Source organism: Citrobacter sp. (genome assembly GCF_050252275.1).
In the GTDB taxonomy this organism is placed as follows: domain Bacteria; phylum Pseudomonadota; class Gammaproteobacteria; order Enterobacterales; family Enterobacteriaceae; genus Citrobacter_A; species Citrobacter_A amalonaticus.
Map to the genome: position 1 here is coordinate 1 of NZ_JBFWLF010000045.1, position 20008 is coordinate 20008.

The 20008-nt window shown below is 55.2% G+C and carries 20 protein-coding genes and 1 pseudogene; 18 read left to right on the top strand and 3 right to left on the bottom strand.

What is annotated here, in order from left to right; genetic code table 11:
* The 10 genes and pseudogenes from livK to ugpQ form a co-directional block, all read left to right on the top strand.
* Positions 1–431, top strand: a pseudogene (gene livK / locus AB7E14_RS05900) (high-affinity branched-chain amino acid ABC transporter substrate-binding protein LivK); the annotation flags it as partial.
* A 46-nt stretch (positions 432–477) separates the two neighbouring features.
* A complete protein-coding gene (gene livH / locus AB7E14_RS05905; protein WP_042998474.1) occupies positions 478–1404 on the top strand; it encodes a high-affinity branched-chain amino acid ABC transporter permease LivH in 927 nt (308 codons plus the stop codon).
* Positions 1401–2678: a branched chain amino acid ABC transporter permease LivM gene (gene livM, locus AB7E14_RS05910; RefSeq protein WP_042998473.1), complete on the top strand. Its 1278-nt coding sequence runs from the start codon at positions 1401–1403 to the stop codon at positions 2676–2678. Before livH ends, livM begins: the two co-directional genes overlap by 4 nt.
* Positions 2675–3442, top strand: a complete 768-nt coding sequence (livG, locus tag AB7E14_RS05915; protein ID WP_042998472.1) for a high-affinity branched-chain amino acid ABC transporter ATP-binding protein LivG — start codon at positions 2675–2677, stop codon at positions 3440–3442. Before livM ends, livG begins: the two co-directional genes overlap by 4 nt.
* Position 3443: 1 nt before the next feature.
* On the top strand, positions 3444–4157 hold the full coding sequence (livF, locus tag AB7E14_RS05920; protein ID WP_044253570.1) for a high-affinity branched-chain amino acid ABC transporter ATP-binding protein LivF: 714 nt from the start codon (positions 3444–3446) through the stop codon (positions 4155–4157).
* Between the two features lie 267 nt (positions 4158–4424).
* On the top strand, positions 4425–5741 hold the full coding sequence (gene ugpB / locus AB7E14_RS05925; protein WP_058587459.1) for a sn-glycerol-3-phosphate ABC transporter substrate-binding protein UgpB: 1317 nt from the start codon (positions 4425–4427) through the stop codon (positions 5739–5741).
* Between the two features lie 106 nt (positions 5742–5847).
* Positions 5848–6735: a sn-glycerol-3-phosphate ABC transporter permease UgpA gene (gene ugpA, locus AB7E14_RS05930; protein ID WP_316962352.1), complete on the top strand. Its 888-nt coding sequence runs from the start codon at positions 5848–5850 to the stop codon at positions 6733–6735.
* Positions 6732–7577, top strand: a complete 846-nt coding sequence (gene ugpE / locus AB7E14_RS05935; protein WP_044327552.1) for a sn-glycerol-3-phosphate ABC transporter permease UgpE — start codon at positions 6732–6734, stop codon at positions 7575–7577. Before ugpA ends, ugpE begins: the two co-directional genes overlap by 4 nt.
* A gap of 1 nt (position 7578) precedes the next feature.
* A complete protein-coding gene (locus AB7E14_RS05940; protein WP_044327553.1) occupies positions 7579–8649 on the top strand; it encodes a sn-glycerol-3-phosphate import ATP-binding protein UgpC in 1071 nt (356 codons plus the stop codon).
* Positions 8646–9392 carry a glycerophosphodiester phosphodiesterase gene (gene ugpQ, locus AB7E14_RS05945; protein ID WP_316962350.1) on the top strand — a complete coding sequence of 249 codons (747 nt, stop codon included), beginning with the start codon at positions 8646–8648 and terminating at the stop codon, positions 9390–9392. The genes AB7E14_RS05940 and ugpQ overlap by 4 nt, the downstream gene beginning before the upstream one ends.
* Here ugpQ and AB7E14_RS05950 read toward each other — a convergent pair.
* A complete protein-coding gene (locus AB7E14_RS05950; protein ID WP_316962349.1) occupies positions 9376–9753 on the bottom strand; it encodes a DUF2756 family protein in 378 nt (125 codons plus the stop codon). The genes ugpQ and AB7E14_RS05950 overlap by 17 nt on opposite strands.
* 119 nt (positions 9754–9872) lie before the next feature.
* Between AB7E14_RS05950 and ggt the strand changes: the two genes are divergently transcribed.
* On the top strand, positions 9873–11618 hold the full coding sequence (gene ggt / locus AB7E14_RS05955; RefSeq protein ID WP_044327555.1) for a gamma-glutamyltransferase: 1746 nt from the start codon (positions 9873–9875) through the stop codon (positions 11616–11618).
* Positions 11619–11705: 87 nt separating this feature from the next.
* Here the strand turns inward: ggt and yhhY are convergent, their stop codons facing one another.
* Positions 11706–12194: an N-acetyltransferase gene (gene yhhY / locus AB7E14_RS05960; RefSeq protein ID WP_042998463.1), complete on the bottom strand. Its 489-nt coding sequence runs from the start codon at positions 12192–12194 to the stop codon at positions 11706–11708.
* Positions 12195–12655: 461 nt separating this feature from the next.
* Here yhhY and AB7E14_RS05965 point away from each other — a divergent pair, with 461 nt between their 5' ends.
* The 5 genes from AB7E14_RS05965 to gntU all read left to right on the top strand — a co-directional run bounded on the left by AB7E14_RS05965 (position 12656) and on the right by gntU (position 17609).
* Entirely contained in the window at positions 12656–13693 is a 1038-nt protein-coding gene (locus AB7E14_RS05965) for an oxidoreductase (RefSeq protein WP_316962346.1), read from the top strand.
* Between the two features lie 123 nt (positions 13694–13816).
* Complete coding sequence (locus AB7E14_RS05970; RefSeq protein ID WP_043001767.1) at positions 13817–14512, top strand: pirin family protein; 696 nt, start codon at positions 13817–13819, stop codon at positions 14510–14512.
* Between the two features lie 90 nt (positions 14513–14602).
* Positions 14603–15598 carry a gluconate operon transcriptional repressor GntR gene (gene gntR, locus AB7E14_RS05975; RefSeq protein ID WP_042998462.1) on the top strand — a complete coding sequence of 332 codons (996 nt, stop codon included), beginning with the start codon at positions 14603–14605 and terminating at the stop codon, positions 15596–15598.
* A 139-nt stretch (positions 15599–15737) separates the two neighbouring features.
* Positions 15738–16265 (top strand): gluconokinase, encoded by a 528-nt coding sequence (gntK, locus tag AB7E14_RS05980; protein ID WP_042998461.1) that lies wholly within the window; start codon positions 15738–15740, stop codon positions 16263–16265.
* Between the two features lie 3 nt (positions 16266–16268).
* On the top strand, positions 16269–17609 hold the full coding sequence (gene gntU, locus AB7E14_RS05985) for a gluconate transporter (protein ID WP_428169399.1): 1341 nt from the start codon (positions 16269–16271) through the stop codon (positions 17607–17609).
* A 37-nt stretch (positions 17610–17646) separates the two neighbouring features.
* Here the strand turns inward: gntU and yhgN are convergent, their stop codons facing one another.
* Positions 17647–18240 (bottom strand): NAAT family transporter YhgN, encoded by a 594-nt coding sequence (yhgN, locus tag AB7E14_RS05990; protein ID WP_042998459.1) that lies wholly within the window; start codon positions 18238–18240, stop codon positions 17647–17649.
* Positions 18241–18430: 190 nt separating this feature from the next.
* Here yhgN and asd point away from each other — a divergent pair, with 190 nt between their 5' ends.
* Both asd and AB7E14_RS06000 read left to right on the top strand, forming a co-directional pair.
* Positions 18431–19537 (top strand): aspartate-semialdehyde dehydrogenase, encoded by a 1107-nt coding sequence (gene asd / locus AB7E14_RS05995; protein WP_042998458.1) that lies wholly within the window; start codon positions 18431–18433, stop codon positions 19535–19537.
* Positions 19538–19804: 267 nt separating this feature from the next.
* A partial coding sequence (locus AB7E14_RS06000) for a GlgB N-terminal domain-containing protein (protein ID WP_428169400.1) occupies positions 19805–20008 on the top strand: 204 nt, incomplete at its 3' end.

The window sequence follows — 20008 nt, forward strand, 5'->3', positions numbered from 1 at the left end:
CGGAAATGGGGCAGATGCTGCGCCAGGCGCGCTCCGTCGGGCTGAAAACCATGTTCATGGGGCCGGAAGGCGTGGGCAATGCATCGCTGTCGAATATCGCCGGTGAAGCAGCTGAAGGCATGCTGGTCACCATGCCAAAACGCTATGACCAGGATCCGGCCAACAAAGCGATTGTTGATGCGCTGAAAGCCGATAAAAAAGATCCGACCGGTCCGTATGTGTGGATCACCTATGCTGCTGTGCAGTCACTGGCAACGGCAATGGACCGTTCTGGCAGCAAAGCGCCGCTGGATCTGGTGAAAGATTTAAAAGCAAACGGTGCTGATACCGTCATTGGGCCGCTGAAATGGGATGAAAAAGGCGATCTAAAGGGATTTGAATTTGGTGTCTTCCAGTGGCACGCCGATGGGTCATCCACGGCAGCCAAATAATTATCCCACCGCCCGTTCACGCGGGCGGAAATAGAAAGGTTTTTTTATGTCCGAGCAGTTCCTGTACTTTTTGCAGCAGATGTTTAACGGCGTCACGCTGGGAAGCACCTATGCGCTGATCGCCATCGGTTACACCATGGTGTACGGCATTATCGGCATGATCAACTTCGCCCACGGCGAGGTATACATGATCAGTAGCTATGTCTCTTTTATGATTATCGCGGCACTCATGATGATGGGGATCGATACCAGTTGGTTGCTGGTGGCGGCCGGATTCATTGGGGCGATTATCATTGCCAGCGCCTACGGCTGGAGCATTGAGCGGGTGGCGTATCGGCCCGTCCGGAATTCCAAACGTCTGATTGCGCTGATCTCCGCGATTGGGATGTCTATCTTCCTGCAAAACTACGTCAGCCTGACGGAAGGTTCACGTGACGTGGCGCTGCCCAGCCTGTTCAACGGGCAATGGGTCGTGGGGGCCAGCGAAAACTTCTCCGCCTCGATCACCACCATGCAACTGGTCATCTGGGTTGTGACCTTCCTGGCGATGCTGGCACTGACCATTTTTATCCGTTACTCCCGCATGGGACGTGCCTGCCGTGCTTGTGCGGAAGACCTGAAAATGGCCAGCCTGCTCGGGATTAACACGGACCGCGTGATTGCGTTGACCTTTGTGATTGGCGCAGCGATGGCGGCAGTGGCCGGCGTGCTGCTCGGGCAATTCTACGGGGTGATCAATCCCTATATCGGCTTTATGGCCGGGATGAAAGCCTTTACCGCAGCGGTACTTGGCGGGATCGGCAGCATTCCAGGCGCGATGATCGGCGGCCTGATTCTGGGCGTCGCGGAAGCGCTTTCTTCTGCTTATCTGAGTACGGAATACAAAGACGTGGTGTCGTTCGCCCTGCTGATTCTGGTACTGCTGGTGATGCCGACCGGGATTCTGGGCCGTCCGGAGGTAGAGAAAGTATGAAACCGATGCATTTTGCGATGGCGCTGCTCTCTGCCGCGATGTTCTTCGTGCTGGCGGGCGTCTTTATGGGCGTTCAACTGGAACTGGATGGCACCAAACTGGTGGTGGACACCGCTGCCGACATCCGCTGGCAGTGGGTGTTTATCGGCACTGCCGTGGTCTTTTTCTTCCAGATGCTGCGTCCGGTATTCCAGAAGAGCCTGAAAAGCGTCTCCGGGCCGAAGTTTATTTTGCCAGCGATTGATGGCTCAACCGTAAAGCAGAAGCTGTTCCTGATTGCGCTGCTGGTGATTGCCGTGGCGTGGCCGTTTATGGTCTCGCGCGGCACGGTGGATATCGCCACGCTGACCATGATTTATATCATTCTCGGCCTGGGGCTGAACGTTGTCGTCGGGCTTTCCGGCCTGTTGGTATTAGGCTACGGCGGCTTCTACGCAATTGGCGCGTACACTTTTGCGCTGCTGAACCACTATTACGGTCTCGGCTTCTGGACCTGCCTGCCGCTGGCGGGACTGGTCGCAGCGGCGGCGGGTTTCCTGCTGGGCTTCCCGGTGCTGCGTCTGCGTGGCGACTACCTGGCAATCGTCACCCTGGGATTTGGTGAGATCGTCCGTATTCTGCTGCTCAACAATACTGAAATCACCGGCGGTCCGAACGGCATCAGCCAGATCCCGAAACCGACGCTGTTCGGTCTCGAGTTCAGCCGCAGCGCACGTGAAGGTGGCTGGGATACCTTCAGCAACTTCTTCAATGTGAAATACGATCCGTCCGATCGCGTGATTTTCCTCTATCTGGTCGCGCTGCTGCTGGTGGTGCTGAGCCTGTTTGTGATTAACCGTCTGCTGCGTATGCCGCTGGGGCGAGCGTGGGAAGCGCTGCGTGAAGATGAGATCGCCTGTCGCTCTCTGGGTCTGAGCCCCACGCGCATCAAGCTGACCGCCTTTACCATCAGCGCCGCGTTTGCCGGTTTCGCCGGTACGCTGTTTGCGGCGCGTCAGGGGTTTGTCAGCCCTGAATCGTTCACCTTTGCCGAATCGGCGTTTGTGCTGGCGATTGTGGTGCTCGGCGGGATGGGGTCGCAGTTTGCGGTAATCCTCGCAGCCATTCTGTTGGTGGTGTCGCGTGAACTGATGCGTGATTTCAACGAATACAGCATGTTAATGCTGGGTGGTTTGATGGTACTGATGATGATCTGGCGTCCGCAGGGCTTGCTGCCGATGACCCGTCCACAGTTGAAACTGAAAAACGGGGAAGCGAAAGGAGAGCAGGCATGAGTCAGCCATTATTATCGGTTAACGGCCTGATGATGCGCTTCGGCGGTCTGCTGGCGGTGAACAACGTTGAACTGGAGCTGCATCCGCAAGAAATTGTGTCGCTGATTGGGCCGAACGGCGCCGGTAAAACCACGGTGTTTAACTGCCTGACCGGTTTTTATAAGCCGACGGGGGGCACCATTAAGCTTCGCGATCAGCACCTTGAAGGGCTGCCGGGGCAACAAATTGCCCGGATGGGCGTGGTGCGAACTTTCCAGCACGTGCGTCTGTTTCGCGAAATGACGGTGATTGAAAACCTGCTGGTGGCACAGCATCAGCAACTGAAAACAGGCGTGTTTTCCGGTCTACTGAAAACCCCGGCGTTTCGTCGGGCGCAGAGCGAAGCGCTGGATCGCGCGGCCACCTGGCTTGAGCGTATCGGGCTGCTGGAGCATGCGAACCGTCAGGCCAGTAACCTGGCTTATGGCGACCAGCGCCGTCTGGAGATCGCCCGCTGTATGGTGACGCAGCCAGAAATTTTGATGTTGGATGAACCGGCTGCGGGTCTTAACCCGAAAGAGACCAAAGAGCTGGACGAGCTGATTGCCGAACTGCGCAACCATCACAACACTACCATTCTGCTGATTGAGCACGATATGAAGCTGGTGATGGGGATTTCCGACCGTATTTACGTGGTGAACCAGGGCACGCCGCTGGCGAACGGGACGCCGGAACAGATTCGAAATAACCCGGACGTGATCCGTGCATACCTTGGTGAGGCATAAGATGGAAAAAGTCATGTTGTCCTTTGACAAAGTCAGTGCCCACTACGGCAAAATTCAGGCGCTGCACGAGGTGAGCCTGCACATCAATCAGGGAGAAATTGTGACCTTGATTGGTGCCAACGGCGCGGGAAAAACCACGCTACTCGGCACGCTGTGCGGCGATCCGCGTGCGACCAGCGGTCGGATTGTGTTTGATGACAAAGACATTACCGACTGGCAAACGGCGAAAATCATGCGTGAAGCGGTGGCGATCGTTCCGGAAGGGCGTCGCGTGTTTTCCCGCATGACGGTGGAAGAGAATCTGGCGATGGGCGGTTTTTTTGCCGAGCGCGATCAGTTTCAGGCACGCATCAAGTGGGTATACGAATTGTTCCCGCGTCTGCATGAGCGTCGTATTCAGCGTGCGGGCACCATGTCCGGCGGTGAACAGCAGATGTTGGCGATTGGTCGTGCGCTGATGAGTGAACCGCGCCTGCTGCTGCTTGATGAGCCATCTCTGGGGCTGGCGCCGATTATCATCCAGCAGATCTTCGACACTATCGAACAACTGCGCGAGCAGGGAATGACCATCTTCCTCGTTGAGCAGAACGCTAATCAGGCGCTGAAGCTGGCCGATCGTGGCTACGTGCTGGAGAACGGTCATGTCGTTCTCGAAGACACCGGCGACGCATTGCTGGCAAACGAAGCGGTACGCAGCGCGTATTTAGGCGGTTAAGCGGTTTGTGATGCCTGATGGCGGCGCATGGCGTCTTATCCGGCCTACACGACATTCGATATTTACACCTGATGCAGGCCGGGTAAGGCGAAGCCGCCACCCGGCTTTTTTTGTTTTCTTGCCACTGAAACGTCATTCACCTGAAGCCTGGCTGTCACCGCTTCGTCATCTGACGGTTATCTTTCTGTCATTCGCGCATGTCATGTTACCTCGCGAGCATAAAACGCGTGATTTCGCGCATCCGGCACAATAAGAGAGATGATGACAATGACATCGTTACGACACACAGCTTTGGGTCTGGCGGTTGGTCTGGCTTTTGCGACAAACGCAATGGCCGTCACCACCATTCCATTCTGGCATTCCATGGAAGGGGAGTTGGGTAAAGAAGTTGACTCCCTGGCGCAACGTTTCAACGATACCCACCCGGATTACAAGATTGTGCCGGTGTACAAAGGTAACTACGAGCAGAGCCTGAGCGCCGGTATCGCCGCGTTCCGTACCGGAAATGCACCGGCGCTGCTGCAGGTTTATGAAGTGGGTACCGCCACCATGATGGCCTCCAAAGCCATCAAACCGGTCTATGAAGTGTTTAAAGAAGCGGGCATCAACTTCGACGAGTCGCAATTCGTGCCGACCGTAGCGGGTTACTACACCGATTCCAAAACCGGCCACCTGCTGTCCCAGCCGTTTAACAGCTCCACGCCGGTGCTGTACTACAACAAAGACGCCTTCAAAAAAGCGGGCTTAGACCCGGAGCAGCCGCCAAAAACCTGGCAGGACCTGGCGGAGTACACCGCGAAGCTGAAAGCGGCGGGGATGAAGTGCGGCTACGCCAGCGGCTGGCAGGGCTGGATCCAGATTGAAAACTTCAGCGCCTGGCACGGCCTGCCGGTGGCGACCAAAAACAACGGCTTCGACGGCACCGATGCGGTACTGGAGTTCAACAAGCCGGAGCAGGTGAAGCATATCGCGCTGCTTGCCGATCTGAACAAGAAGGGCGACTTCAGCTACTTCGGACGTAAAGACGAATCCACCGAGAAGTTTTACAACGGCGATTGCGCTATTACCACCGCCTCGTCCGGTTCGCTTGCGGATATCCGTCATTACGCCAAATTCAACTATGGCGTAGGCATGATGCCTTACGATGCGGACGCCAAAGGCGCACCGCAGAACGCCATCATCGGCGGCGCGAGCCTGTGGGTAATGCAGGGCAAAGACAGCGACACTTACAAAGGCGTGGCCGAGTTCCTCGACTTCCTGGCAAAACCGGAAAATGCGGCCGAATGGCATCAGAAAACCGGTTATCTGCCGATCACCAAAGCGGCTTATGACCTGACTCGTGAGCAGGGCTTCTATGACAAGAATCCCGGGGCAGACATTGCGACCCGTCAGATGCTGAACAAACCGCCGTTGCCGTTCACCAAAGGGCTGCGATTGGGCAATATGCCGCAGATTCGCACCATCGTTGATGAAGAACTGGAAAGCGTGTGGACCGGCAAAAAAACGCCACAGCAGGCGCTGGACTCTGCGGTAGAACGTGGTAATCAGTTGCTGCGCCGCTTTGAGCAGTCGACCAAATCGTAATCTGTGACTTGCCCGGTGGCGCGTAGCGATCCGGGCCTAAAACGAACTACATGCAGGCCGGGTAAGGTGTAGCCGCCACCCGGCATTGTTCAGGAATCAAATCTCAATGTCATCATCCCGTCCGGTGTTTCGCTCGCGTTGGCTGCCTTATTTGCTGGTTGCGCCACAGCTGGCGATCACCGTTATTTTCTTTATTTGGCCTGCGGGCGAAGCGCTGTGGTACTCGCTACAAAGCGTCGATCCGTTTGGGCTTTCCAGTCAGTTCGTGGGACTGGATAATTTCGTCACGCTGTTTCATGACCGCTACTATCTCGACGCTTTCTGGACGACGATCAAATTCAGCGCGCTGGTGACCTTCAGCGGCCTGCTGGTATCGTTGTTCTTCGCAGCGCTGGTGGATTACGTCGTGCGCGGCAGTCGTCTGTATCAGACGCTGATGCTACTGCCCTATGCCGTGGCACCTGCGGTAGCCGCCGTGCTGTGGATTTTCCTGTTTAACCCAGGACGTGGGCTAATTACCCACTTCCTTGAGCAGTTTGGTTATGACTGGAACCATGCACAGAACAGCGGGCAGGCGATGTTCCTGGTGGTTTTTGCTTCCGTCTGGAAGCAGATTAGTTACAACTTCCTTTTCTTCTTTGCCGCGTTGCAATCGATCCCACGTTCGCTGGTTGAAGCCGCCGCGATCGATGGCGCAGGGCCTGTTCGTCGCTTTTTCAGGCTGGCGTTACCGCTGATCGCGCCGGTGAGTTTCTTCCTGCTGGTGGTCAATCTGGTCTACGCCTTCTTCGATACGTTCCCGGTGATCGATGCCGCGACCGCAGGCGGCCCGGTTCAGGCTACTACGACGCTGATTTATAAGATCTATCGTGAAGGGTTTGCCGGTCTGGATCTCTCTGCGTCCGCCGCGCAGTCGGTGGTACTGATGTTCCTCGTCATCATTCTGACGGTGGTGCAGTTCCGCTATGTGGAAAGTAAGGTGCGTTACCAATGATTGAGAACCGTCGCGGGCTGACAATATTCAGCCACACCATGCTGATTCTGGGGATTGTCGTAATTTTGTTCCCGCTGTACGTCGCGTTTGTCGCGGCGACGCTGGACAACAACGCGGTGTTTGAAACGCCGATGACGCTTATCCCTGGTACGCATCTGCTGGAAAACATGAAAAACATCTGGGCCAACGGCGTTGGTGTGAATAGCGCGCCGTTCTGGCTGATGATGCTCAACAGCTTCATCATGGCGTTTGGCATTACGGTGGGGAAAATCGCGGTCTCGATGCTTTCTGCCTTTGCTATCGTCTGGTTTCGTTTTCCGCTGCGTAACCTGTTCTTCTGGATGATTTTTATCACCCTGATGCTGCCGGTCGAAGTGCGTATTTTCCCGACGGTGGAAGTGATTGCCAATTTGAATATGCTCGACAGTTACGCAGGATTGACGCTACCGCTGATGGCATCGGCGACCGCCACTTTTCTGTTCCGCCAGTTCTTTATGACCCTGCCGGATGAGCTGATCGAAGCGGCGCGCATTGATGGCGCTTCGCCGATGAGATTTTTCCGCGACATCGTGCTGCCGTTGTCGAAAACCAATCTGGCGGCGCTGTTCGTCATCACCTTTATCTACGGCTGGAACCAGTATCTGTGGCCGTTGCTGATTATTACCGACGTCAATCTGGGGACTGCCGTGGCGGGGATCAAAGGCATGATTGCCACCGGCGAAGGCACCACTTTGTGGAATCAGGTGATGGCGGCAATGCTGCTCACCCTTATCCCACCCGTAGTCATTGTTTTAGCCATGCAGCGCGCGTTTGTCCGCGGCCTGGTCGATAGTGAGAAATAAGATGGCAGGTTTAAAATTACAGGCAGTAACCAAAAGCTGGGATGGCAAAACCCAGGTGATTCAACCGCTAACGCTGGACGTGGCGGACGGTGAGTTCATTGTGATGGTCGGCCCGTCCGGCTGCGGGAAATCAACGCTTCTGCGGATGGTGGCCGGGCTGGAGCGCGTTACCAGTGGCGATATCTGGATTGACCGTCAGCGCGTGACTGAAATGGAGCCGAAAGACAGGGGCATCGCGATGGTCTTCCAGAACTATGCGCTCTACCCGCACATGAGCGTGGAAGAGAACATGGCGTGGGGGCTGAAAATCCGTGGGATGGGCAAGGGACACATCGAACAGCGGGTGAAAGAAGCGGCGCGTATTCTCGAACTGGACGGTCTGCTCAAACGTCGTCCGCGCGAACTCTCCGGCGGTCAGCGCCAGCGTGTGGCGATGGGGCGTGCCATTGTGCGCGACCCTGCGGTTTTCCTGTTTGATGAGCCGCTGTCGAACCTCGATGCCAAACTGCGCGTGCAGATGCGTCTGGAGCTTCAGCACCTGCACCGTCGTCTGAAAACCACCTCGCTATACGTGACCCACGATCAGGTCGAAGCGATGACGCTCGCCCAGCGCGTGATGGTGATGAATAAAGGTATTGCCGAGCAGATTGGTACGCCGGTAGAGGTCTATGAAAAACCGGCCAGCCGCTTTGTGGCGAGCTTTATCGGCAGTCCGGCGATGAACCTGCTGGAAGGACGTATCAGCCATGCGGGTACGCACTTCGAACTGGAAAGCGGCATGGCGCTGCCCATCAATTGGTACTATCGTGGCTACGCCGGGCGAAAAATGACGCTGGGTATCCGCCCGGAACATATTACGCTAAGCTCCCAGGCGGAAGGCGGTGTGCCGCTGGTGATGGACACGCTGGAGATGTTGGGCGCCGATAATCTGGCGCACGGTCGCTGGGGCGATCAGAAACTGGTGGTGCGTCTGGCCCATCAGGAACGCCCAAAGGCAGGCAGCACGCTGTGGCTGCATCTGCCGGAAAATCATTTGCACCTTTTTGATGGTGAAACAGGAAAACGTGTATGAGTAACTGGCCGTATCCCCGCATCGTCGCCCATCGCGGCGGCGGTAAACTGGCACCGGAAAATACGCTGGCGGCGATCGACGTCGGCGCGCATTACGGGCACTCCATGATCGAGTTCGACGCGAAGCTGTCGAAGGACGGGGAAATTTTCCTGCTGCACGACGATAACCTTGAGCGCACCAGCAACGGCTGGGGCGTGGCGGGAGAGCTCAACTGGCAGGATTTGCTGCGGGTGGATGCCGGTGGCTGGTACAGTGGCGAGTTTAAAGGCGAACCGCTGCCGTTGCTCTCGCAGGTGGCCGCGCGTTGTCGCCAGCATGACCTGATGGCCAATATCGAAATTAAACCGACTACCGGAACCGGACCGCTGACGGGGAAAGTGATTGCTCTCGCCGCGCGTGAGCTGTGGCAGGGGATGAATGCGCCGCTGCTGTCGTCATTTGAAATTGATGCGCTGGAAGCGGCGCAGGCCGCCGTACCAGAGCTGCCGCGAGGGTTGTTGCTTGACGAGTGGCGTGATGACTGGCGCGAACTGACCACTCGCCTGGCGTGCGTGTCGATTCACCTGAATCACAAGCTACTGGATGAAGCGCGGGTCAGACAGCTTAAAGCGGCGGGATTACATATTCTGGTCTACACCGTCAACAAACCCCAGCGTGCGGCTGAACTGCTACGCTGGGGCGTGGACTGCATCTGTACGGATGCGATTGACGTGATTGGCCCGGACTTTACTGCTGCGGATTAAGCATATCGCCATTTTGCCGCGGCGGTAGCATGTGCTGCTGGCCGCTCTCCAGACGCGTACCGCCGCTCAACATGCCGCCGTTGGTATTGGGCAACGGCTGCTCGCGTACCTGACCCTGCTGGGTCCGTTGCTGATTGTTGTTCATCTGCGTTTGCAGATTTTGCTGCTGAAGCTGCGTCTGCGTTTTTAACTGCTGATTCAGCATTCCTTTCTGCTGGATCTGCTGCGTCTGCATCTGCGTCTGCATCCGTTGCTGGCTGGGGATCTGATAGCCCGGCTGGTTCGGATTGTTCAGCGTGTTAATCGGCTGTGCGAGACAGGCAAACGGCAGTAGCGCTGTCAAAATTACGTATCGTTTCATCATCATTCCTCCACTGAGGTCTCTCTTAAGTTTACCCCTTTCCCGGCGAAACGAGGATCATTTCAGAGTTATGCACCAGGCTTAGTGGGGGGCTGACCCCACATCTTTGGAGAATAACGATGACGAAACCGACGTTTTTACGCCGGGTAGCCCTTGCTGCTCTGCTCTCAGGAAGCTGTTTCAGTGTGCTCGCCGTCCCCCCTCCACCCCCTCCGGTGTCGTATGGGGTGGAAGAGGATGTGTTCCATCCCGTTCGCGCCAGGCAGGGAATGGTGGCCTCGGTAGATGCCATGGCCACGAAGGTTGGGGTGGATATTCTCAAACAGGGCGGGAACGCCGTGGATGCTGCGGTCGCCGTAGGGTATGCGCTGGCGGTCACGCATCCGCAGGCCGGGAATCTGGGCGGCGGCGGTTTTATGTTGCTGCGTACTAAAGACGGCAAGACCACGGCGATCGATTTTCGCGAAATGGCGCCCGCTAACGCCACGCGCGATATGTTCCTTGACGACCAGGGCAATCCGGACAGTAAAAAATCGCTGACCTCCCATCTGGCGTCCGGCACGCCGGGCACCGTGGCCGGGTTCTCTCTGGCGCTGGAAAAATATGGCACCCTGCCGCTCAACAAGGTGGTGCGTCCGGCGATCAAACTGGCGGAAGAGGGCTTTGTGGTTAACGATGCGCTGGCGGACGATCTAAAAACCTACGGCAGTGAAGTCATTCCGAATCACGAAAACAGCAAAGCCATTTTCTGGAAGGACGGTGAGCCGCTGAAAAAGGGCGACAAACTGGTACAAAAAAATCTGGCGAAAAGCCTGGAGTTGATTGCGGAAAAGGGGCCGGATGCCTTTTATAAAGGGGAGATTGCCGACCAGATTGCGCAGGAGATGCAGAAAAATGGCGGGCTGATGACCAAAGAGGATTTGGCGGGCTATAAAGCGGTAGAGCGCACGCCAATTAGCGGTGACTATCGCGGATATCAGGTCTTCTCGATGCCACCGCCGTCCTCCGGCGGGATCCACATCGTGCAAATCCTGAATATCCTTGAAAACTTCGACATGAAGCAATACGGCTTCGGCAGTGCGGACGCCATGCAGGTGATGGCGGAAGCGGAGAAACAGGCCTACGCCGATCGTTCGGAATACCTGGGCGACCCGGATTTTGTGAAGGTGCCGTGGCAGGCGCTGACCAACAAAGATTACGCCAAATCGATTGCCGAACGGATCGATATCAACAAGGCGAAACCCTCCAGCGAAATTCGCCCTGGCAAACTGGCGCCCTACGAGAGTAACCAGACCACTCACTTCTCGGTGGTGGATAAAGACGGTAACGCCGTGGCGGTCACTTATACCCTCAACACCACCTTCGGGACCGGCATTGTGGCGGGGAATACCGGCATTCTGCTGAATAACGAGATGGATGACTTCTCAGCTAAGCCGGGCGTGCCAAATGTCTATGGTCTGGTGGGAGGCGATGCCAACGCCGTTGGGCCGAAGAAACGTCCGCTGTCGTCAATGTCGCCCACCATCGTGGTGAAAGACGGTAAAACCTGGCTGGTTACGGGCAGTCCGGGTGGGAGCAGGATTATCACGACTGTGCTGCAAATGGTGGTCAACAGCATCGATTTCGGGATGAATGTAGCGGAAGCGACCAACGCGCCGCGTTTCCATCATCAGTGGCTGCCGGATGAGCTGCGTGTGGAGAAAGGCTTTAGCCCGGATACCCTCAAACTACTTGAGCAAAAAGGGCAGAAGGTTGCGCTGAAAGAGGCGATGGGTAGCACACAGAGCATTATGGTAGGGCCGGACGGTGCGCTGTATGGCGCATCAGACCCACGCACTGTGGACGATTTAACGGCGGGGTATTGATTTTGTTGCCGGGTGGCGGCTTCGCCTTACCCGGCCTACGTTTGTGCAGCTGTAGGCCCGGTAAGCGTAGCGCCACCGGGCAATTTGTCACTTCATCCGCGCCATAAAATAGGCATCGACGTACTCGCCGTTACGCAGGCCGTACTTCTTGCCGGTGCCTTCAATTTCAAAACCATATTTTTTATACACGGCTATGGCGGGGGCGTTATCGACAAACACCGTTAATTCGATGCGCTCAACGCGCAGCCAGTTGTCGCACATGTCGATCATGGTCCGCATTAATGCGCTGGCGACACCGCGGTTTTGCCATTGCGCATCAACACAAATACCGAAATCGGCGACGTGACTCCTGCGTGGACGCTGAACGACGGCAATGCACAAATGTCCAACCACGCGATCGTCAATGCAGGCCACAAGTTGTTTGATGCCGGGCTGTTCGGCGAGTCGCGCCTGCCACATCTCACTGGATGGATGAGGAACCTGTAGCGTGTTGTGATACACCTCCGGCTGGGCATGGATCTGACGAATCGCGTCGTAATCTTTGGTTTCAGCATGGCGTATCACTATCTCACTCATTCCCGATCTCCTTTAGGGGTTATTGAGTCTTTACAGTCGCTGAGATTAAAAATGTCGTCAACTGCATTTTTTTGAAGAAATCGCTGGACAACTGCGAATGAGAATGATTATTATTGCTCTGCGTTCAGGAAGACCCTTGCGGAGAACCTGAAAGCACGACATTGCTCACATTGCTTCCAGTATTATTTTAGCCAGCCGGGTGCTGGCTTTTTTTTGGTCTTTTTTCAGCCAGGCTGACTTGTTATTTTGTCCCAGGGAAGTGCCCGAGCTCCTCACATACATTAAGTACGCTCCGGCTGCTGTGCGCAGGCCGTGAATAATCTGCCTGCGCCACTCACGCCCGAGGCGCGAGCAATCCGTTTCCAGGTGCGACAGCGCATCCTCAGGAGAGGTTCCGCATTTAGTCTCTCTGTGCTTTGCGCTATGGTGTATGCATCATTTTTTCCAAAAAGGACGCCACCATGACGTTACATTGCGCATTTATCGGGTTCGGCAAGAGTGCGACTCGCTACCATCTCCCGTATGTCCTTCACCGTAAAGATACCTGGCATGTGGCCCATATCTTTCGCCGTCGTGCGAAGCCGGAAGAGCAGGCGCCGATTTACTCACACATCCACTTCACCAGCGATCTCAATGAAATTTTCGATGATCCGCAGGTCAAGCTGGTTATCATCTGTACCCACGCCGACAGCCACTTTGACTACGCGAAACGGGCGCTGGAGGCCGGGAAGAACGTGCTGGTTGAGAAACCCTTCACCCCGACAATGATTGAAGCGAAGGTGCTGTTTGAACTGGCGCAGAGCAAAGGGTTGACGGTGACGCCGTATCAAAACCGTCGCTTTGACTCCTGTTTCCTGACCGCCAAAAAGGCGATTGAAAGCGGTAAGCTGGGTAAGATTGTGGAACTGGAAAGCCACTTTGATTACTACCGCCCGGTCGCGGAGACCCAACCAGGTTTACCGCAGGATGGCGCGTTTTATGGCCTGGGCGTACACACGATGGATCAGGTTATCTCGCTGTTCGGTCGTCCGGACCACGTGGCGTACGATATCCGCAGCCTGCGCAATAAGGCCAATCCGGACGACACCTTTGAAGCGCAACTGTTTTACGGCGATGTAAAGGCCATCGTCAAAACCAGCCATCTGGTGAAAATCGACTATCCGAAGTTTATCGTGCACGGCACCAAGGGGTCGTTTATCAAATACGGTATTGACCAGCAGGAAACTAGCCTGAAGGCCAACATCATGCCGGGTGAGCCAGGCTTTGCGGCGGACGATTCCGTTGGCGTGCTGGAGTACGTTAACGACGAAGGGGTGACGGTGAAAGAAGAGGTCAAACCGGAAACGGGCGACTACGGGCGTGTCTATGATGCGTTGTATGACACTCTCACCACAGGCGCGCCAAATTACGTCAAGGAATCTGACGTTCTGACCAACCTTGAACTCCTCGAGCGGGCATTCGAACAGGCTTCACCGGCCACGATTACCCTTGCCCGATAAGCCAGACTGACTCCTCTGTACTTGTTCATAATTTTTGAACAGAGGAGTCAATTTTCACCCTCTATGATTGATGATGGATTCAGTCCACACTTACTCCATCGAAAACATCTGGGGGTGAACACAATGATCTACTTACGCAAAGCAAACGACCGTGGCCACGCGAATCATGGCTGGCTGGATTCCTGGCATACCTTCTCTTTTGCTGACTACTACGATCCCAACTTTATGGGCTTCTCGGCACTTCGCGTGATTAACGACGACGTGATTGACGCCGGCCAGGGTTTCGGTACCCACCCGCATAAAGACATGGAAATTCTGACCTACGTGCTGGAAGGCGCAGTAGAACACCAGGACAGCATGGGCAATAAAGAGCAGGTGCCGGCTGGTGAATTCCAGATTATGAGCGCGGGGACCGGGATCCGGCACTCTGAGTACAACCCGAGCAAAACGGATCGTCTGCGTCTGTATCAGATCTGGATCATTCCGGAAAAAACCGGCATCACGCCGCGTTACGAGCAGCGCCGCTTCGACGCCACACAGGGTAAACAACTGGTGTTGTCACCGGACGCTCGCGACGGCTCGTTGAAAGTGTACCAGGATATGGAACTGTATCGCTGGGCGCTGGTGAAAGGTGAGCAGTCAGTACACCAGATTGCTGCTGAACGTCGCGTCTGGATCCAGGTGGTAAAAGGCGAGGTGAGCATTAACGGCACGAAAGCCACCACCAGTGACGGTCTGGCGATTTGGGATGAGCAGGCGCTGTCAATTCATGCTGACAGCGATAGTGAAATCCTGCTGTTTGATCTGCCGCCTGTATAAATAATTACGCAACCTTCCCTTTAAACGGGGAAGGTTGTGCTTTGTCCGTGATAAACTGAGCAAATCTCTCACTTACGATTTCTCAGGACGATGAAGAAGAAAAGACCCGTACTTCAGGATGTAGCTGACCGTGTTGGTGTGACCAAAATGACGGTCAGCCGTTTTTTGCGTAATCCGGAGCAAGTCTCCGTTGCATTGCGGGGCAAGATCGCTGCTGCACTTGATGAACTGGGTTATATTCCCAATCGCGCACCTGATATCCTCTCCAACGCCACCAGCCGGGCCATTGGCGTACTGCTGCCGTCGTTAACCAACCAGGTTTTTGCTGAAGTTTTACGTGGTATTGAGACCGTGACGGATGCGCATGGTTATCAAACCATGCTGGCGCACTACGGTTATAAGCCGGAGATGGAACAGGAACGTCTGGAGTCGATGCTCTCCTGGAACATCGATGGTCTGATCCTGACTGAACGTACCCACACGCCGCGCACGTTGAAAATGATCGAAGTGGCGGGGATTCCGGTGGTTGAACTGATGGACAGTCAGTCACCCTGCCTCGATATCGCCGTCGGTTTTGACAACTTTGAAGCCGCGCGTCAAATGACCGCCGCGATTATTGCACGCGGGCATCGTCATATCGCCTATCTGGGGGCACGTCTTGACGAACGTACTATCATCAAACAGAAGGGTTACGAACAGGCGATGCTGGATGCCGGTCTGTTGCCCTACAGTGTGATGGTGGAGCAGTCTTCTTCTTACTCTTCGGGGATTGAGCTTATCCGTCAGGCGCGTCGTGAATACCCGCAACTGGACGGTATCTTCTGCACTAACGATGACCTGGCGGTGGGCGCGGCCTTTGAATGCCAGCGTTTAGGGTTGAGGATCCCGGATGACATGGCGATCGCTGGTTTTCACGGCCATGATATCGGTCAGGTGATGGAACCGCGTCTGGCCAGCGTGCTGACGCCGCGTGAGCGTATGGGCAGCATTGGCGCAGAGCGTCTGCTGGCGCGTATTCGTGGGGAGAGCGTCACGCCAAAAATGTTAGATTTAGGTTTCACCTTGTCACCGGGTGGATCTATTTAACCCGACAAATTTGAAGTAGCTCACACTTATTCACTTCTCGCACGTTTGGATATTGCTTCTGTTTTAGTCAGGTTGGACAATGTTACCGATAACAGTTACCCGTAACAATTCCTGATCCTTGTACTGTGGGGGCACCACTTTGAGCACGACTAATCATGATCACCACATTTACGTTCTGATGGGCGTATCGGGCAGCGGTAAATCCGCTGTCGCCAGCGAAGTGGCGCATCAACTGCATGCCGCGTTTCTTGATGGCGATTTTCTCCATCCGCGTCGCAACATTGAGAAAATGGCCTCCGGTGAGCCGCTCAATGATGACGACCGTAAGCCGTGGTTGCAGGCGCTGAATGACGCCGCGTTTGCGATGCAGCGTACCAATAAGGTTTCGCTGATCGTCTGTTCCGCACTGAAAAAACACTACCGTGACCTGCTGCGTGACGGTAACCCGAACCTTTCTTTTATCTACCTGAAAGGCGATTTCGACGTGATCGAAAGCCGTCTGAAGGCGCGTAAAGGCCATTTCTTCAAAACCCAGATGCTGGTGACGCAGTTTGAAACCCTGCAAGAACCGGGTGCAGACGAAAGCGACGTACTGGTGGTGGATATCGATCAGCCACTGGAAGGTGTTGTTGCCAGCACCATCGAGGTCATTAATAAAAGGCAGTAAGTTTTGAGTACATTAACGCTTGTTTTAACAGCAGTAGGCTCCGTTCTGCTGCTGTTGTTTTTAGTGATGAAGGCACGTATGCACGCCTTCGTTGCTTTGATGGTGGTGTCTATTGGTGCAGGTCTCTTTTCCGGTATGCCGCTCGATAAAATCGCGGCGACAATGGAAAAAGGGATGGGAGGTACGCTGGGCTTCCTGGCGATTGTGGTCGCTCTGGGGGCCATGTTTGGCAAGATTTTGCATGAAACGGGCGCAGTCGATCAGATTGCGGTCAAAATGCTGAAATCCTTCGGCCACAGTCGCGCGCATTATGCGATTGGGCTGGCGGGACTGATTTGCGCGCTGCCGCTGTTCTTTGAAGTGGCCATTGTTCTGCTGATAAGCGTCGCATTCTCGATGGCGCGTCATACCGGTACAAACCTGGTGAAGTTGGTGATCCCGCTGTTTGCGGGCGTGGCGGCGGCCGCGGCATTTCTGCTGCCGGGGCCTGCGCCGATGCTGCTCGCTTCTCAGATGCACGCCGACTTTGGCTGGATGGTTCTGATTGGTCTGTGTGCCGCCATTCCAGGGATGATTATCGCCGGGCCGCTGTGGGGCAACTTTATCAGCCGCTACGTTGAGCTGAATATTCCAGACGATATTACCGAACCGCACCTGGGCGAGGGCAAAATGCCGTCCTTTGGCTTCAGCCTGTCGCTGATCCTGTTGCCGCTGGTGCTGGTGGGACTGAAAACTATCGCCGCACGTTTTGTGCCGGTCGGTTCTACGGCTTACCAGTGGTTTGAATTTGTCGGTCACCCGTTCACCGCGATTCTGGTGGCTTGTCTGGTGGCGATTTACGGCCTGGCGATGCGTCAGGGGATGCCGAAAGATAAGGTCATGGAGATTTGCGGTCACGCGCTGCAACCAGCGGGTATCATCCTGTTGGTGATTGGTGCTGGCGGTGTCTTCAAGCAGGTGCTGGTGGATTCTGGCGTGGGGCCGGCGCTGGGTGAAGCGCTGACCGGGATGGGCTTGCCGATTGCCATTACCTGCTTCGTGCTGGCGGCAGCGGTGCGTATCATTCAGGGCTCCGCGACCGTAGCCTGCTTAACGGCGGTGGGACTGGTGATGCCAGTAATTGAACAACTGAATTTCTCCGGGGCGCAGATGGCGGCACTGTCTATCTGTATCGCGGGGGGGTCGATCGTCGTCAGCCACGTGAACGATGCCGGTTTCTGGCTGTTCGGGAAATTCACCGGTGCGACAGAAGCACAAACGCTGAAGACCTGGACAATGATGGAAACCATCCTCGGCACCGTGGGTGCGATGGTGGGTATGGTGGCGTTTTCACTGCTCAGTTGAAAAAAGATAGGCCGGGCAATCGCCCGGCCCTATTGTTTTATCCCTTCATCCACATCCGGATACCGTCCAGGAACATCTGGGTCGCCATCATCACCAGAATCAATCCCATCAGGCGTTCCAGCGCATTTACCCCTTTCTCACCCAGCAGACGCAGAAACAGCGACGACTGCAGCAGAATCACAAACGTACCGCCCCAGGCCAGCAGCAAGGCAATCACCAGATGCCCCATTTGATTCGGATATTGATGCGATAACAACATCAGCGTGGCCAGAATCGTTGGGCCGGCAACTAACGGGATCGCCAGCGGGACAATAAAGGGCTCTTCGCCTGCCGGAAGGCCTGCGCTGTTTCCGGTGGCGCTGGGGAAAATCATCTTGATGGCAATCAGGAACAGAATAATGCCCCCGGATATTGAAACCGTTTCGGCTCGCAAATTCAGGAATGCGAGAATTTTCTCGCCCGCGAAAAGGAAAATCAGCATCAGTAACAGCGCAATGAACAGCTCGCGCACCATGATTGCCCGACGCCGCTTCGGTTCGGTATGTTTCAGTACGGACATGAAAATGGGCAAATTACCGAGCGGATCCATAATCAGGATCAATAAAACGGCTGCAGAAATGATTTCATTCATAACTCAAATTCCCTGATAATTGCCTCGGACTTTCTGCTCGCTTAAGCAGCGGGATAAGTCGCATTTCTGATGGCATCGCTATCATTGATTAAATTCACTTGCGACTTTGGCTGCTTTTTGTATGGTGAAGGATGAGCCAGTAGGACACTGGTCAGCATACACAGCACACATCTTTGCAGGAAAAAACGCTATGAAAAATGTTGGTTTTATCGGCTGGCGCGGTATGGTCGGCTCTGTTCTCATGCAACGCATGGTTGAAGAGCGCGACTTCGACGCCATTCGCCCTGTTTTCTTTTCAACTTCTCAGCTTGGGCAGGCCGCGCCGACGTTCGGCGGTACCTCGACCGGCACACTTCAGGACGCTTTCGATCTGGACGCGCTGAAAGCGCTCGATATCATTGTGACCTGTCAGGGCGGCGATTATACCAACGAAATCTATCCAAAGCTTCGTGAAAGCGGATGGCAGGGTTACTGGATTGACGCGGCCTCTTCGCTGCGCATGAAAGATGACGCTATCATTATCCTCGACCCGGTTAACCAGGATGTCATCACCCGGGGTCTGAACAACGGGATTAAAACCTTCGTCGGCGGTAACTGTACCGTTAGCCTGATGCTGATGTCGCTCGGCGGTCTGTTTGCCCATGACCTGGTGGACTGGGTGTCGGTCGCGACCTACCAGGCGGCCTCCGGCGGCGGCGCGCGTCATATGCGCGAACTGCTCAACCAGATGGGCCAGTTGCATAACTACGTCGCTGATGAACTGGCAACGCCTTCCTCCGCTATTCTCGATATCGAACGCAAAGTTACCCAACTGACTCGTAGCGGCGAACTGCCGGTAGATAACTTTGGCGTCCCGCTGGCAGGTAGCCTGATTCCGTGGATCGACAAACAGCTTGATAACGGCCAGAGCCGCGAAGAGTGGAAAGGCCAGGCGGAAACTAACAAAATCCTTGATACCTCATCCGTCATTCCGGTCGATGGCCTGTGCGTGCGCGTTGGCGCGCTGCGTTGCCACAGCCAGGCGTTCACCATCAAACTGAAAAAAGACGTTTCCATTCCGACCGTGGAAGAACTGCTGGCGGCTCACAATCCGTGGGCGAAAGTGGTGCCAAACGATCGGGATATCACCATGCGTGAGTTAACCCCAGCGGCCGTTACCGGCACGTTGACCACGCCAGTTGGCCGTCTGCGTAAGCTGAACATGGGACCGGAGTTCCTGTCAGCCTTTACGGTAGGCGACCAGTTGCTCTGGGGGGCTGCAGAGCCGTTGCGACGTATGTTGCGCCATCTGGCGTAATCGCGTTGGTTTACAAGGGGTGCTGAGTCACCCCTTTTTATGCGTAAAAAAGGAGTAAACGCAAATGTATAGTCTTTATGCAGGAGTTAATGAAAGTGTTGGCTATTCTTTAAGGGTGTCCTGATCTCAGTATCAGGGCTTTACCTGAAGGTAGGACGGGGCAGAGAGGATGCACAATTGTGCTGCACCGTTCAGGTCAAAAAAAGTGTCGCTGACTGATGTCGAAAATCAGTTGGAGGAGTGACACCAAAAAACAGGATGAAAACCATGTCCGATCGTATCGATAGAGACGTGATTAATGCGCTAATCGCAGGCCATTTTGCGGATCCTTTTTCCGTACTCGGTATGCACCAGACCTCAGCCGGACTCGAAGTCCGCGCGCTTTTACCTGACGCCACTGAAGTGTGGGTGATCGAACCTAAAACCGGGCGCAAAGTCGGCAAACTGGACTGCCTCGACTCACGCGGTTTT